Source organism: Dolichospermum sp. DET69 (assembly GCA_017355425.1).
In the GTDB taxonomy this organism is placed as follows: domain Bacteria; phylum Cyanobacteriota; class Cyanobacteriia; order Cyanobacteriales; family Nostocaceae; genus Dolichospermum.
On record CP070233.1, the window covers coordinates 3307466 to 3324575 of the forward strand.

Sequence of the window (17110 nt, forward strand, 5' to 3'; positions counted from 1 at the left end):
CTCGATAAATTAACGGATACATGATGCCGACAAGGCATAATTTGTATCCAAAAATCAAGAGAAAATCAAGTGATAATACTATGTGACACCCCAGGGTGCGGAATGTGGGATCAAGGCTTTCAGAATCATCAAATTAAAATAGTTTTGGGGGTTGACTTGCACAGTTAGATGTGATATTGTGATAATGGGAATCTGTACTTCCATAAAAATTTCACTTACACTCCATTATACTAATATAGCACATCGCCGGCGATGTTGCAAGCCGACTCCCAAAAAAAATTTTGCGCCAGATATAAAAGAAATTGTGTAGAATTGGATATTATGATCAAGCTAGATAATGGATTTTCAACTCCAAGCACCCTTTGTCCCTACCGGTGATCAACCACAAGCGATCGCTCAACTTTCTGCCAGTATTCAAGAAGGAAATCATTATCAAACATTACTCGGTGCCACAGGAACGGGTAAGACATTTTCCATAGCCGCTGTCATTGAAAAAGTCGGTAGGCCTACCCTAGTATTAGCACATAATAAGACCTTAGCCGCCCAGTTATGTAACGAACTGCGGGAGTTTTTTCCTCATAATGCAGTTGAGTATTTTGTCAGTTATTACGATTACTATCAACCCGAAGCATACCTTCCCGTTACTGATACTTATATAGAAAAAACATCAGCAATTAATGAAGAAATAGATATGTTGCGACATTCCGCAACTCGTTCTTTATTTGAACGCAAGGATGTAATTGTTGTAGCTTCCATTAGTTGTATTTACGGTTTAGGAATGCCGGCGGAATACCTGAAAGCCGCAATTCGGTTACAATTAGGAATGGAAATTGATCCCCGTCAAGTTTTAAGGGATTTAACAGCAGTTCAATATACTCGTAATGACATCGAAATGGGGAGAGGAAAATTTCGGGTTCGCGGTGATGTTTTAGAAATTTCCCCTGCTTATGAAGATAGAATTATTCGCGTGGAATTTTTCGGTGATGAAATTGATGCAATTAGATATGTTGATCCTGTTTCTGGGGAAATTCTCCACAGTTTAGAAGCGGTTAATATCTATCCTGCGCGTCACTTTGTTACCCCCAAAGAAAGAGTAGAAATTGCTTGTGCAGATATCGCTGATGAATTAAAACAGCAACAATTAACATTAGAATCCATGGGTAAATTAGTCGAAGCCCAACGCATAGATCAACGCACCCGTTATGATTTAGAAATGTTACGAGAAGTGGGATATTGTAACGGCGTAGAAAATTACTCCCGTCATTTAGCAGGTAGACAAGCGGGAGAACCTCCAGAATGTTTAATTGATTATTTTTCTAAAGATTGGTTATTAGTGATAGATGAATCTCATGTTACTGTTCCCCAAATTCGGGGAATGTATAACGGAGATCAAGCTAGGAAAAAAGTATTAATTGATCATGGTTTTCGGCTTCCCAGTGCGGCGGATAATCGTCCTTTACAAGCGGAAGAATTTTGGCAAAAAGTTAATCAATGTATTTTCGTTTCTGCGACTCCAGGAAATTGGGAATTAGAAATTTCTGAAGATAATATTATTGAACAGGTAATTAGACCAACGGGAGTAATTGACCCAGAAATATTTGTGCGTCCCACTGAGGGACAAATTGATGATTTATTAGGAGAAATAAAAGATCGAGTTGACCTTCAGGAAAGAACTTTGGTTACTACATTAACTAAACGCATGGCGGAGGATTTAACTGAATATTTAGCAGAGAGGGGAATTAAAATCAGATATTTGCATTCAGAAATTAATTCTATTCAACGCATTGAAATATTACAAGATTTGCGAAATGGGGTTTTTGATGTGTTAGTCGGTGTCAATTTACTGCGGGAAGGTTTAGATTTACCCGAAGTTTCTTTAGTAGCGATTATGGACGCAGATAAAGAAGGTTTTTTGCGGACTGAACGTTCTCTAATTCAAACTATCGGTCGGGCTGCGCGTCATATTAGAGGAAAAGCAATTTTATATGCTGATAAATTAACAGGTAGTATGATTAAAGCCATTGATGAAACTGATAGAAGAAGAGGAATTCAAACGGCTTATAATAAATTGCATGGAATTACACCTCAACCGATTATCAAAAAGTCTACTAATTCGATTTTATCATTTTTAGATGCCTCTCGGCGGTTAAATGCAACTGATTTAAAAATGGTTGATGAACATTTAGATGAAATATCCTTAGAAGACATTCCAGAGTTAATTATGCTGTTAGAAAAACAAATGAAGGAAGCAGCGAAGAAGATGGAATTTGAAGAGGCTGGAAAATTGCGCGATCGCATTAAGCATTTGCGAGATAAAATGTTGGGTAGATAAAATAAATGTATAATTAACGCCTTACTAACTTCTTTTGCATAGCAGCATCTTGAATAACATATTTATTGCTAGTAAACACCTGAATACCTGGAACAACACTATAATCCATATCATCAGTAATAATCTTAACTGTTCCTGCTCCTGCTTGTAAATGCAGCATTTGCATAAGTTTGCCAAAACCAGACGTTAGTATCTACAAAGAAAATGTCACTTTGCTGTGGGGTATCAGTTTTGATATCTATGATATCAGCTTGAATAATCGCCATACTTCAAAAACTTGCAGCCATATCTGTTATCACCGTATCCACAGCATTACGATATTTTTCATCAGAGTAATAACGTTTAGCTCTAGTCATTACGTGATTAATAACATCCCATCCATCAGCATTGAGAGAAGTAAATTCAAGCAATTGATTCAACTTCTCAGATGGGATATCTTTTAACAATTGACCAAATGCAAAATTCACAAATGGAGATGCAAAAACCTTCACTCCTGCAAAATCTAACTCCACAGTTTCATCAGTTAGTAAACATGGATGAATCTGATCATATAACTTTTGTCCACCATCAGGAGTGATGGCATACTCGCCAACTATATCGTAAACTTTATACAGCATGGACTTATCTCCCTCTCTCTAAAGCTTCAGCTTCTTGAGTTTAGGAACTTCTGAAGCTAAACAGTAGTATTTTTCATCACATCGGAAAGCTATATTGACTAGCGTTCCCGAAAAGTTAGTACAAACGTTTTCGTATTTAACTCCATTATCCCCTATATTGACATAGCTGTCATTACTGAAAATCATGAGATTTCCATGATTTTTTCTATTATTCTGTAATTTTTCCTCTAGTCAATTTAATTTGTCCCCGTTTGTTTTTACTATCAAGACGTTTTCTTTGAGAATTGCGAGTTGGTTTAGTTCGTTTACGTTTTCGGGGTAAAACAGACACACTTTTAATCAGTTCTTGAAGTCGTCTGCAAGCCTCCTCCTTATTCTGTTCTTGACTGCGGTATTCCTGCGCTTTAATAACCACAACTCCCTCAAGAGTAATGCGGTGATCTTTCAATTTAAAAAGCCGTTCTTTATAGATTTCTGGTAACGACGAAGCACCAATATCAAAGCGCAAATGAATAGCAGTAGCTACCTTATTAACATTTTGACCACCTGCACCCTGAGAACGAATTGCACTAATTTCAATATCGCTATCAGGAATAATTACTGTCTGGGAAATTTCTATCATTTATATGCAGTAAGTCACATCTATAATAGTTGTAAAAAATATAGACAAATATCTTTTACTTTGAAAGTGTTACCTTTACTGGGGAAACTACAATCCCCTGTATCCCATCTGCAAAAGCATTAGGGATTGCTTTTTTGAGAATATTTAGTGAACCATTTACATCTGCATTAATTAAAATACCAAGAGCCGATTTATATAGACCACGTTTAATTCTCTTACCGCTAAAAGAATGGGTTTCCCCTTTTTTATATTTGGGGAGTACATCTTGATCTAAAAAACTAGATTTAGATGTATAGCTTTCTTCGGTGATAATTACAGATATTCCCTGTAATTCTGCTTTATAAGTCAACTGTTCAATAAATCTAGTATGTGGTATTTGAGTAAAATTTTGGTTATTTTTAGAACCTATATTAAGTTCTTGTTTCCAACCTTCATTTTTGCCAATTACCAAAGTACCTATATTTAATTCAACTAACTTATTGATTAAATATCTGCTGGCTTTATGCAAGTAGTCATCAACCTTCAAATTGCGTTTTGTACAGAGAGTCTGTAATCTTTTTGATGTCTTATTTTTGAGAATCGCCTGTAATTCAGCTTTCTTTTTGTTAAAAAAATGATTAATGGATTTTAACGGTCTGCCATTGATCAAGAAAGGTATTAAACCTGCTTGATTGAAAGTTACAGAAGCCAAATTATTTAATCCTAAATCAATACTGGCAATTCTTTTATTATCTACCTGTTTTGGTTTTTCTTCTTGATGATAAATCACCTCAACAACATAATGATTAAGCTTGGGAATCACCCTAACTTGTGCTATTTCTTTAGCCTGAGTAGGGAAAACTATCTCAGTCTGGCTAAGTTTAATAAGTCCTTTTGATAGAAATGGTTTAGACAAAGCCTGTATGGTATAAACTAACAGGTTTCTCCCATTTTCCTTATGTTTGTATTTAGGTAATTTTGGTTTACCCAAAAACTTAGATGGGTTTTCTTGATCAGCTTTTTGTGCTTGAAAAAATGCTTTCCAATTCTTATCTAAAATTATTAATATTTGCTGGCTTACTTTCGCTGGTAGATTTTTGTAATCAAACTCACTTTGTAATAATTTTTGGATCTGATTATAATTGAGAATCTTACCAGTTTCAAAGAAGGATTGTCTAATTAAGTAGTTGGCAGCATTATAGAGATTTTTGGAAAGAAAGCACAGCCTATCAATTTCTTGATAGTTTTTATGAGTTTTTTTGATGATATGTCTTTGAAGCTAGTTTCATTCATCCTCCTCAAGACATTTTACAATGCACTCAGTTTTCCTAGTCCGTCTCTGGCATAGATAACTACTCCTGTTTTGATTGGTTTATCGAAGTTGACTCTTGACTACCTGTTGTTAATTGTGTAGCGTTGAGTTCACCTCGTTTCCACATTCTCCAGGCTGTTTTATAACTAACTCCTATTGATGAGTGCATAATCTGATAGTTTCATGGAGAGTCTTTCTCGACCTTCACAATTATTTTAAGACATTTATCTATATTTGGCAATGCCTAGCTATAAAATCAGAGAAGTTTGCCAATACTAGATCCTAACATACAGCAGTGTTACAGCACTTCTGGGTGTTATGAGGTACAAGAAGCCCACCCCCAGCCCCCTGACAGGTGTAGGTTTTTTACAATTGGGTTTTATGTTGGACTTGGAAGACAAGGAAGGAAAGTAGACAAGGGAGTGTGAAGAGAAAGAACCGGAAAATTCTGCAAATCTTCATGGGTTTTAATTCTTCTTTGTTCTTCTTCCTTGTCCACTTTCCCTCCTTGTCTGCCAAGTCTAGCCCTATTATAAATCTCAATGTAAAAAACCTACACCTGTCAGCCCCCAACCCCCTCATCGCAACCGATGAGGGGGCTAAGATGTGCCTCATAAAAGCGGAGAGAAGATAATAAATAACCTTCTCAAAATAAAAGTTAATGTTCAGACTACTAAATAGATAGATGTTCTGGCAAAATCAAGAGTAAAAATCTTATTGTCATAGAAACCAAATGGTCCCCTATTTGTTGATTGAGTGGCATTTATACCATCATAAATGGTTGTTAACTGGGTACCAGAACTCCCCAAGAAAGGTAAAAAAGGTATACCACCTAAAATTTGTTGGACTTGTTCTGAATTTAAGTTAGACAAGAAAGTCTTTTCTTCAATAGGTTGCAAGTCAGAAATTATGATTGTAGCCATGATCTTATTTTATAATCAAAAAGTTAACAGTTCTGCGATTGTGACAAAATTGCTATTGAATCTGCGGCAATAATTAACGCCCTACCCAAGCATTAACTGTTCGGGCATAATCTATCGTATTGAATTTATTATCATGAAAGCTACCTGCTCCTTCATAAGTGTTTGAGATAGTATTTATACCATCATAAACTGTAGTTATATAAACACCAGAATCTAGACCCAATCTGGGATAAAGTCCCCAAAAATTACCACCTAAAACAATACCAATTCCTTTTTCTATCACTTCTGAATCATCCATAAAGCTTTCTATCTCAGGAAGATATAAGTCTTTAATTACTATTCTTTTCATGATCTTATCCTCTGAATCTTCAGTTGGATTGACTCTTATATTTTTGCATTATTCTCTAAAAAATGACCTAAAAGTTGCATATCAATGTCTTTTTTTATGGACATAATTCAATACCAAAATCAAATCCCTGACTTCTTAAAGAAACCAGGGATTTGATTATTTAAATATTCAAATATTTAAACTACTAAACAGATAGCACTTCTTGTAAAATCAAGGGCAAAAAACTTAGTTTTATAGAAATCAAATAGATGTTCATATAAAACTAATTCAGAGGGAACAGGGAACGGGCAACTTTCTAACAGGAAAAACTCATGTTTAAAAACATGAGATTGAAATAATGACACTGTTTTTTTTCGGGCTACGCATCTTAAAAAACATCTTTTTTTTGACTGCGCTTTAAACTGGTGCAAATGAGTGTTTCTTATTTCCAGTTAAGAGTTCCCTTCTTTTGTAATTAATTTTGTCTCATTACTTAATTAACGAGATATCCAAGCATTAACTGTTCGAGCATAATCTGTTGTATTAAATTTGTTATCATGAAAGTTACCTGCTCCTTCATAGGTTTTTGACATATTATTGATACCGTCGTAAGTTGTCATGATAGAAACATTAGGATTCAACCCTGAATAGGGATAACTGCCCCACGTCCCTCCTAATACAATGCCTACTTCTATGACATCTAAATCATCAATGAATGGTTTTAATTCAGTAGTATAAAAGCTATCAATCATTATTTTTTCCATTGTCCTATCCTCCAAATTATTAGTTGGGTCAACTTTTATATTTTTGCATTATTTTCTTAAAAATGATCTAAAATTTGCATACTAATGCCTTTTTCTTTTGGACATAATTTAATGAATTTTGTCTGCAATCCTAATTTTCTTTAAAGCTCTAAACCATTTTTTTGCAACTTCTTAAATGGATCTAAAATGAAGTCAACAACTCGACGTTGACGAATAATTACTTCGGCACTTGCTGTTTGCCCAGGAGTAAGAGGAATCTGTTTGTTCCCAACTTGAATATAAGGATTGTCTAAAGTAATATCTAATTCATAAGTTTCTATGCGATTGGCACTATTTTCCTGAATCTTAGAATTAGGTGAAATCCAATTAATTCGTCCTGATACAATTCCATATTCTTGGAAAGGATAAGCATCAAATTTGATTTTTACTGGCATTCCTGCTTTAACAAAACCACTGCTTTGACTAGGCATACGGGCTTTTAAAATTAAAGCAGCATTTTTTGGGGCAATTTGAGCAATCATTTGTCCTGGTTGGACGACAGAACCAGGTTTTTTAATAGGTAATTCAAATATTGTGCCATCAATAGGAGAGCGGACAATGCGCTGTTTCATCTGTAAATTCAAGGATATAATCTGTCCTTTTGTTTGCATAACTTCTGATTGAACAGAAGTAATTTGATTTTCTAAGTCTTTAAACTGTTCCTGACTTTTTAGTAATACTAATTCTCCTCCTTGCATAGCACTTTTATAACTACTTTCTTCTTCTTCTAAACGGAGTTTTGCTTGTTCAATTTCTGAGCGAACTTGATTCATGAGAGACTGATAACGGCTGATTTCTTCTTTTAGTCGTAATTGTGCTGTTTGAATATTAAATTTTGCTTCTTCTTGTGAACGTTGACTTTCTTCGGCAATTTTTTCCAATTCTACTAATTTAGTTTGAGGAATTATCCCTTCCTTTAACAGTAGACGGTAGCGCTGAACTTCAGAAACATCTCGACGGAAACGACTTGTAGCTAACCTGTAGTTAGTTTGAGTAGATCGTATATTCTGTTTTGCCTGATCAATTTGGGCTAATTTCTCCAAATTTTGGAAATTATAAGCATTTTTTTTGGTCTCAAATGTTTGCTGTGCCTGATTAAGTTGAGCAATTTTCTCTAATGATTGAGATTGGTTTTGCTGACTTTGAATATTAATAGACATTAAGACTTGATTTTTCAATATTTCTAATTGAGCTTGACGATTAGTTAACCCTTCCAATTTAGCTTTTGCCTGTTGTATTTCTGTTTTCAAAACTTCAGATTCCATTTCTACTAAAACCTGTCCAGCTTGAACCTGTGTTCCTTCTTTAACATTAACAGCAATAACACTACCTGTTACCACACTATCTAATTTCTGTGTTGCCCCTTTCGGTTCTATCCTGCCACTAGCACTTCCTGTTTCATCAACTTTAGTTAACATTGCCCATGGCAAAATAATTGCTGCAAAACTGACCAGCAAATACAACATTGAACGAGTCCATGCTTTTGGTAAAGCATCTAATAATTCTTCTGTACCATAAAACCAATCCTTGGCTTTATCTAATGTCTGGGGTTGATTTTGGATAAAAGCAGTAGATTCAGTTTGATTCTGCGGCTTTATGGTAGTTTGTGATTGTGTATAAACTATCTGTGGCATAAGTAATTTGAAAGGTCTATATTTTTGTAGTTGTGTGTTAACTGAATATAGATCCCCGACTTCTCTAAGAATTCGGAGATCTGGTTTAGTTGCAATTAAACAATTAATTTGTTTGTGCTAATTGTTGTTGATTGAGATAGAAATAATGTCCTTTTTTGGTAATTAATTCTTCATGTGTACCACTTTCTACTAAAACTCCACGATCTAAAACTAAAATTAGATCAGCATTACGAACTGTGGAAAGACGGTGAGCAATAATTACACTTGTACGTCCTTGGAGAATTTTTTTGAGGTTATTCTGAATAATTCGTTCTGATTCAGCATCAAGGTGACTTGTAGCTTCATCTAATATTAAAAGTCGGGGATTTCCTAATAAAGCGCGAGCAATTGCTAACCGTTGGCGTTGTCCTCCTGATAACATTCCTCCCCCTTCACCAATTTGAGTTTCATAACCCATTGGCATCCTTTTGATAAACTCATCTGCACCTGCAAGTTGGGCAGCTTCCATAATCTCTTCTAAGGAAGCTTCAGGATGGGCAATTGTGATATTTTCTCGAATTGTTCCCCCAAATAAAAAGGTATCTTGATCAACAACTCCTATTTGCGATCGCAAGGAATGTAAGGAAATACTAGTTACATCTTGATTGTCAATTAAAACTTTTCCATCTGTCGCTAGATATAACCCCAAAATCAATTTAGAAAGTGTTGTTTTCCCAGAGCCACTGCGGCCAACAACTGCTACAGTTTGCTCAGGTAAAATTTCAAAGCTGAGATTTTCGAGAATATTAATTTCACTTTCGGGATGATAGCGAAATGTAACATTATTGAAATTAATCTTCCCAACTAATCTAGGTAAAAATTGCCGAGGCTGATGTTCTAAATCTTCCTCTGGCTGTGCTTCTAATACATCATTAATCCGTTCTGTAGCCACAATTACTTCTTGTAATTGATTCCACAAAATAATTAATCTTTGGAAAGGCTGAATAATATTACCCAGCAACATATTAAAAGCAACTAATTGACCAATAGTAAGTTGGTTCTGAATAACTAACCAAGCCCCAAACCATAGCAGTCCTGTACTTACTAAAGATTGAATAGTAGAGCTAACTAATTGCAGTTGATTACTAATTAATTGACCACTAAAGTTTTTCTTGATTAAATTATTCAGCAATTCCTCCCAATGCCAACGAACTGTTTGTTCAATGGCCATGGAGCGAATCGAAGAAATTCCCGTCAAGCTTTGAATTAAATAACTATTTTCCAATGTTCCCGCAGTAAATACCTCCCGACTAATTCGCCGCAAAAAAGGTGTGGCAAAGAATGTTAATAACACAAATGGTGGGACAATTGCTAATGTCATTACAGCCATTGGTGGACTATACCAAAACATTAATCCCACATAAATAAAGACTGTCAGTAAATCCAAACCAATAGATAATGCCTCACCCGTAAGAAAACGTTGAATTTTTTGATTTTCTTGGACACGGGAGACAATATCACCCACATAACGAGATTCAAAAAATGACAGAGGTAAACTAAATGTATGTTTAATAAAACCTACCATTAAAGCGACACTAATTCGGTTGGCTGTGTGGTCAAGTAAATATTGCCTTAACCCATTAATAGCAACACGAAATAAACCAAAAATTAACAAGCCAAAACCTACAGTATTTAAGGTTAAGACACTACCTTGCACAATGACTCTATCTAATAAAAGTTGAGTAAATAAAGGTGTGACTAATCCAAATACCTGGATTAATACCGAAGCCATAAATACTTCTAGCAGAACTTGAGAATGAGGTTTAACTAAATCCAATAACTGCCAAAATGGTGTATTAGCTTCTTGGGTTTTTTTGAGTGAAGTTGTAGGCTGTAATAATAAAGCGTAACCAGTCCAACCTGCAAGAAATTCCTGGACACTAAGCTGACGTTGCCCAATAGCGGGATCGGCAATAATTACCTGTTTTTTGGTAATTTCATAGACAACAATATAATGTTTACCCTGCCAATGAGCGATCGCTGGTAAAGGTTGTTGGGCAAATTTATCCAAACTGGCTTTCACTGGCCGGGTAGCAAAACCAAGACTTTCGGCTGCTGCACTCAAACTTCGCATGGATGCCCCACTACGGCTAATATTAGCCAGATCCCGCAGCTTATTAATACTCAGGTTTTTACCCCAATAACGACCAACCATAACTAAACAAGCAGCACCACAATCAGCAGAACTTTGTTGTTCAAAAAATGGATAACGTTTGGTAAATTTACGCCACCAATTTCCGGCGATTACAGTAGGAATAGGAAAGTATTTAGGGCGTTTTTTGGCTGGTGTTTGTGTGGGAATTACTGGTTGAGTAAAATTGGCACTTTTGACAGTTTTCGAGGCTACAACCAGGGGAATATCGGGAGATTTGGGAGGATTAATTACCTCTGCCTTATGTAGCAAAAGATCATAAACACTAGGAAATTCTCCCATTACCTTCTTCACCGTTGATTGGGGAAGATAGGCAATTTTTAAATTTACAGAAGCTCTAGCAACATAACTACTAAAATCTTGTTCTGGAAATAAAGTTAACTCCCCAAATGATGCCCCTGGAGTCAGAGTATTAATTAAATCATTAGAGCTATCTAACAATCTCACCTTACCCGACAGCACAATATAAATTCCCGGTTTTGCTGTTTCCGCTTGCCAAAATTGTTTGGCTACTGGTGGTTCAATAATTTCTAAAGCCTGGATACAATCTGTAACTGCTTGATCTGATAACCTATCACCCAAGACTTGCTTAATCTGTGTAGCTAACTCTTTCTGAGAAAACGCTGATAGCATTTCCTAACCTCCAAAATACTATTATTTATTGGTCTGCATGAGATTAAATGACCAATGAAAACTAGGTTCAGTTGGAGAATGTAAATCACTAATTTTAATTGCCAAATCCTGATTATCAGTAGTTATCACTGGGGAACTTTTCCGTTTAGTAGAAAGTCCCATTTGTTTAAGTAAGCGGTTAATGTGGCGATCGCTAATTTGAATTCCTAACTCTTTCGCTAGATGTTTACTCAACCATTGAGCCGTCCAATCACCAAAAGCATAGCCATATTCACGGGGACTAGAATTAACTAATTCTTTCAATCTTTCAATATATTCATTATTAACAATCTTTGGTCTCCCTAATGGACGTTGATTCCATTTGTGTGCCATACCTGACTCAGCAATACCGATCCAATATCTGGACATCTCCTGAGAACAACCAATCATTTCACAAATATGAGTTTGGGATTTTCCCATATCTGCTAATAACATAATCTCAATTCGTCGCCGATATTCTGGTTGCGAATTACTTTGTAAATTTTTTAGCAACACCTTCCGCTGAAAAGGAGTTAAAAACTTACTTTGATATGGATCGTAAATATTAACAACCTGATCTTGATGAGAATAAGATGACATAATTCTTACCAGTTGTTTTCTATTTTTAAATTTGGGCAAATCTATCTATTGCATCTATGGCTAAAATACAGATGCAAAAACTTTTACAGATATAGAGTCATAGGACAGGCCGCACTATGATCATTTAATCTGTAAGATATTTGATGAGTATTCATTTAATTTTCAATATCTATGCAACAGGCATAGCTGCTCTCTCCCCCAATAAACAGCATTGTCTGGTAAAACACCCACAGATAAACACTAGTATTCAGCTTAATCAATCAATTCTAAAATATTAAATTCACCAACAATTACGGAAAAGTTGTACTAAAAATTGTAGCCTCAAAGTAGATAAGCTCAGAAAAGATATAATGTACCTCTTACACTAGCCTAAAATCAAAAAATTCTCATCAGCAGACTTTCTTAAATATGAAATCGTCTGTCCGATAGTATGGTATTAGCCGTTCAGTTTAGATAAAAAAGTGACAAAGCTTTAATTGTTATCTTTAAATTCTGCTATATCTTCTTCTAAAATTTATATAAAAAATAAAATCTTCATCTCAGCTTCATCATATCCTTACATAAAATTTATATAAATTAAAAGCTGATAAAAATCAAGCCATTAATCAGTAATCCCTAACTATGAAATAATTTGTGATATTCCTAGTACACAAAGGCAGCAATTAACCAACTATTAAAAATACCTGAAAAGCCTCCATAGTCTGATTTTTTAATTTTTAATTCCGTCTTGCGGTACTAGTAGAGTCCGGTGTAAGTTACAGCGGTTTTCGCTCTTATGAGGTACATCTTAGCCCCCTCATCGCACCCCCCTCAATCCCCCCGCAACGGGGGGAAGAAAAGGATAAACTTTTGATATTGGAGGGGGTTGGGGGTCTGACAGGTGTAGGTTTTTTACAATTGGGTGAGGACAGGACTTGGAAGACAAGGCAGACAAGGTGACAAGGGAGGAAAACCGGACAAGAAATGGATGATTGGTCATAAAACAAACCATAAATTGGGTATTTTATGGATAAAATCTTCCTTGTCTACTATCCCTCCTTGTCTTCCTGGTCTTGCCTTTACAGAGAATATTAAAAACCTACACCTGTCAGGGGTTGGGGGTGGGGTTCTTGTACCTCATAACACAAAGGAAGTGCTGTAATGAACCATTCCGAATCTGTGAAAAGCTTATGCTGTATTCATTCTAAATTCTAAATTCCGCCCTGCGGTACGAGCTTTATCTCAAAATTAATTCCTTTTATTTTTCTTCCCATGATTGATACCCTATTTCATGCCTACACACCATTACTGATCTGGATAGGCTTAGGACTTGCATTATCTCGCATCACTGTAGATAATTTTCTCAAGTGGTTAGGTCAAGGACTTTATTGGGTGGGTATTCCTCTACAACTTTTAGTATTAGCGCGGCATACAAATACATCTGCGGGAGGATTTATCCCGGGAATAGCGATCGCAATTTTGCTTCTGAGTTTAGTTTTAGCATTGTTAGCTTGGTGGGTTTGGCAATGGTGCATAACTACTAAACCCACAGTCAAACTGGAAACTGTAGATGTGCCAGAGTCGATGATTAAAGCTAGTTTAGGTAGTTTTATTCTGGCAACAATCTTAGGCAATACTGGTTTTGTCGGACTTACTCTTACACAAGTGCTAACCAGTCCTGAAAATACTGGTTCAGCAGTATTATTTAGCGTCACTAATAATGTAGTCGGTACATATGGGATGGCGATTTTAATTGCTAGTTATTTTGGTCAGAGAAAAACCGAAAACCATTGGTGGATACAGGTAAGAGATATAGTTACAGTCCCCAGTTTATGGACATTTTTTATAGGGTTAAATACTCAGTTTATCGAATTACCAGCAACGGTTGAGTCAGCTTTAGATCAAGCTGTTTGGGTAGTTATTGGATTAGCTTTATTACTGGTTGGTTTGCGACTAGGAAAAATGAGATCATGGGGAAGTTTAGCGATCGCTGCCATTGCCAGTGCTATAAAAGTATTTATTATCCCAATGCTTGTAGGATTAGGTGCAACCTACTTCGGCGTAATAGGAGAACAGCGGTTAGTGCTAGTCCTCATGTCTGGAACACCCACAGGGCTTTCTGTACTGATTTTGGCGGAAGTTTATGATTTAGATCGGGATTTATTATCTAGTAGCATTGCTTTAACTTTTGTCGGTTTATTTTTAGCCCTCCCTCTGTGGTTAGTTTTATTTAGCTAAACTCATATAGCAGGAAACAGGGAAGGTAAAAAGGCAATTTTTGACAATAAATTTAATTTTGTCCGACTACTTACATGGAAAAAAGAAGCTGTAAAATTATACAGCCTCTAAATTTTGTTATCTCAATTGCCAGTTGACATAACAGTAATAATGTGAAAGTAACAAAATGATTTCACCATGACTTTTCTATTTCCTCATCTACCTTTGTAACTAAAGTTAGCCAAACTTTAGTCACACTAAATTCAGTATTAGAAGTCATATAGCCATTTCCATCTGATTAGGGCAACCCACCACCCTAATGGAAAACTACTCAAACTTCCAAAGGAAAAAGAACCACCGTTAGTCACAGTTCATCAGTCTGAATGGAGAATTTATTTAATTAATGAGAAACTAAATGCTCAAGCAATCAGCCTATGTGTTTCATAAGAATACCCGGTAAGTGGGAAACTCAGCGGCTTGGCTCCCTGAGAGGGAAACGACACGGGCGGTAATAAAGGCTTTGAATCTTTTTTCATTACCGCCTTGGAGTTAAGAAATTCGGGGTACTTTTGTGATGTACTTTCAACGGGACAATTACCGATTCAAATTTCCCAACTCTGTACGCATAATGTTTTGCTCACTCATAGCCTCCCTTTCGGGGTGATGTTAGCAACGACTGCGTTATAAGAGCTTGTTATACTTGCAACACTGTTTCAGTGACCTTAAAACTGTTTAATTGCAAATGACAGAGCAAGGAACTAGCTATGCCTGACGGCACGCTGGCGCGAACGCATTCGGTGGGTGTCGTGACTCAAATAACGGCTACCCTTCGACTTACGTTCAGGGTGGTCCAGTACAGCTTGTTTGATTACTCTTGCAAGCTCAGTCCCTTTAGGGCTGGGTTACTGACGTCCAGACACAAACAGTTTTTTGGGAAAAATGCAATTTGTCCGCCATGAACTTTTGTTTAGGTTGCTATTTCTAATTTATAAGATGTTACCAGTGTATATTTGCCATTCTGGCAGATTTTTACAACGAATTGCTGTAATTGCAGTTACTCAGATTTTCGCTCACTTATACTAAGTAACAAGCAATTACTGGATTATCTGTAACTATGCTGACTTTTTTTCTCTATTATTAGCGCGTGCATCTGCCTTTTGCTTGCCTCCCACTTCCATATAAGCTAGATCTTTAATCTTGCTCAAACAGCTAGATGCCAGATTGCTTTCGGATCTTTTCTCTGTGGTTGGTTTCGCAATTTTTAGAGTTTCATTATTTTGTGTATTTGAGCGACCCGTGCGAGCATTTTCCTTCAGGATGCGGTTATAAGTGCGATAAGGGATATAGTGCATGGGATTATAGCCAACGAACCGCAACATTAAAACACAAGCCCAAGAATACTTTCCTGCCAAAATCGCTTCGACTACTTGGTCTAACTGTTCAGGATGGATTTTTGGTTCTAAGTTGTTACCACTGCCAGCAATATCTTGATTCATAATCTTTAGTTGTCTGTGAATTGAGTAAATTAGTCCAGTGTCTGCAAATGCAATAAACAGCTTCAGCCAAATTGCTGTTGCGGGAATGACCGGAATCTATAGCTAATCAATTGGTGGCAGCGGTGGAAAAGAGTCACAACTTTTGGTAAAAGTACGGTACTTGCGAACACGGATACCTGACGGAAAGGGAATTTAGAGAACTGTATCTCTAAAATTACCGGTTGAACTGAAACATTTGAACTGATGATTTTTTTCATAACCTGACCTGTGATTGCAAACCTGATTGTTTTTAATCAAGCCTGTGTACTGCTGTGCCTTGCCGTGTCTACCCTGATTTTCTGGGCAGTTTTACAGTTTTCATTTAGTAATGTCTATAGCTCACAGAGATAATATGTATTAATTGAGTCTGGGCTTCAGATTTATACTTACTAATGAATCAAAGGTAAAAATTTACCTTTTTGCTGATTTCTACCGGGAGGAATTAAGTTCGACGTAGCTTTTCGTAGATGCGATTGTGTACTGTTGAAACTTCCAAGTGGAAATTTTCTGCTTCACCCTAAGTTACTGCTGTATAACTTCTTACCATTTTCTTTATGGCTTTTGCTGTAAAAGCTCACAATTGCTGAATGGAATCAGGAAAACCATTGATTTCTCAATTTCAAAAGCCACATTTTTATTTATACTATTTTTTGTCGCTAATGTCATCTGCCAAGGTGGCAAGATTTAAGTTAAATTTACTGAACTTATCTAGATATTTACTTATGTCTTGTGCAAGTTTGAGTTTTGTCCTCACTTGGAAAAAAAGAGGGGGTGTTACCCCCCAGTTTAATCTGAATAGCAGATGCTATTATTGTTATACAAAGCAAAAATACTACCAATAGACTTTATTCATGCTCCTAGCATATAAATAGTATTTTCATCCATGTATCCTAAGCAAAAATAAATTTTAATCCTAAAAACATGATATTTACAATATATTATTTTTGACTAAAATTCCTTCTGTACAAGCAATACAAGATTTTATGGCGCACCCAATATAATAAAAATGGGTTCAAACATTAACTAAGAAATAATCCAATAATTAGCGACGTGATTCATTAATTAAAAACCCGATCTTGGATATTCATTTAAATTATCAATATATTTGCTTTTAGATAAAAAATACCTCTGACTAGATGTGTATGCCAAAAACTGTATCACCATGAACCTTTGATTATTATCTAATTTGGTTACTGACAGCTATTTATTTATTCAACAGTATTGCCATTAACTTAAATCACCAGTTCGCTAATTATATGTATCTAATTTATTAAGACGAGTAAGATTACAGTAATATTCATTAAGCTGATTCACTAGCAATAACTATGATTATTTATTATCAATTGCCCCAGCATATTCTGCTGAAAGCGGATACTTCGGTATAGAA

Annotated in this window: 12 protein-coding genes and 1 pseudogene; 2 read left to right on the forward strand and 11 right to left on the reverse strand. The window is 35.9% G+C overall.

Going from position 1 to position 17110, the window contains the following annotated elements:
- Nucleotides 1-337 precede the first annotated feature (337 nt).
- Nucleotides 338-2332, forward strand: a complete 1995-nt coding sequence (gene uvrB, locus EZY12_15115; protein ID QSX66163.1) for an excinuclease ABC subunit UvrB — start codon at nt 338-340, stop codon at nt 2330-2332.
- A gap of 13 nt (nt 2333-2345) precedes the next feature.
- Here the strand turns inward: uvrB and EZY12_15120 are convergent.
- The 10 genes and pseudogenes from EZY12_15120 to EZY12_15165 form a co-directional block, all read right to left on the reverse strand.
- Nucleotides 2346-2598 (reverse strand): annotated as a pseudogene (locus EZY12_15120) (hypothetical protein).
- A 3-nt stretch (nt 2599-2601) separates the two neighbouring features.
- Nucleotides 2602-2949, reverse strand: coding sequence for an STAS-like domain-containing protein (locus EZY12_15125; GenBank protein ID QSX66164.1), 348 nt, complete (start codon nt 2947-2949; stop codon nt 2602-2604).
- 208 nt (nt 2950-3157) lie between these two features.
- Nucleotides 3158-3571, reverse strand: a complete 414-nt coding sequence (arfB, locus tag EZY12_15130; GenBank protein ID QSX66165.1) for an aminoacyl-tRNA hydrolase — start codon at nt 3569-3571, stop codon at nt 3158-3160.
- A 55-nt stretch (nt 3572-3626) separates the two neighbouring features.
- Complete coding sequence (locus EZY12_15135) at nt 3627-4817, reverse strand: transposase (GenBank protein ID QSX70686.1); 1191 nt, start codon at nt 4815-4817, stop codon at nt 3627-3629.
- Nucleotides 4818-5527: 710 nt separating this feature from the next.
- Entirely contained in the window at nt 5528-5785 is a 258-nt protein-coding gene (locus EZY12_15140) for a hypothetical protein (protein ID QSX66166.1), read from the reverse strand.
- 73 nt (nt 5786-5858) lie between these two features.
- A complete protein-coding gene (locus EZY12_15145; GenBank protein ID QSX66167.1) occupies nt 5859-6134 on the reverse strand; it encodes a hypothetical protein in 276 nt (91 codons plus the stop codon).
- Between the two features lie 476 nt (nt 6135-6610).
- Entirely contained in the window at nt 6611-6865 is a 255-nt protein-coding gene (locus EZY12_15150) for a hypothetical protein (GenBank protein QSX66168.1), read from the reverse strand.
- Nucleotides 6866-7017: 152 nt separating this feature from the next.
- Nucleotides 7018-8550 (reverse strand): HlyD family efflux transporter periplasmic adaptor subunit, encoded by a 1533-nt coding sequence (locus tag EZY12_15155; protein QSX66169.1) that lies wholly within the window; start codon nt 8548-8550, stop codon nt 7018-7020.
- A gap of 103 nt (nt 8551-8653) precedes the next feature.
- Nucleotides 8654-11374, reverse strand: coding sequence for a peptidase domain-containing ABC transporter (locus EZY12_15160; GenBank protein ID QSX66170.1), 2721 nt, complete (start codon nt 11372-11374; stop codon nt 8654-8656).
- 21 nt (nt 11375-11395) lie between these two features.
- Nucleotides 11396-11992 (reverse strand): helix-turn-helix domain containing protein, encoded by a 597-nt coding sequence (locus tag EZY12_15165; protein ID QSX66171.1) that lies wholly within the window; start codon nt 11990-11992, stop codon nt 11396-11398.
- Between the two features lie 1251 nt (nt 11993-13243).
- On the opposite strand from EZY12_15165, the gene EZY12_15170 reads away from it, so the two are divergent.
- Nucleotides 13244-14209 carry an AEC family transporter gene (locus EZY12_15170; GenBank protein ID QSX66172.1) on the forward strand — a complete coding sequence of 322 codons (966 nt, stop codon included), beginning with the start codon at nt 13244-13246 and terminating at the stop codon, nt 14207-14209.
- A 1091-nt stretch (nt 14210-15300) separates the two neighbouring features.
- Here EZY12_15170 and EZY12_15175 read toward each other — a convergent pair.
- Nucleotides 15301-15684 carry a HetP family heterocyst commitment protein gene (locus EZY12_15175; GenBank protein ID QSX66173.1) on the reverse strand — a complete coding sequence of 128 codons (384 nt, stop codon included), beginning with the start codon at nt 15682-15684 and terminating at the stop codon, nt 15301-15303.
- Between the last annotated feature and the right edge of the window lie 1426 nt (nt 15685-17110).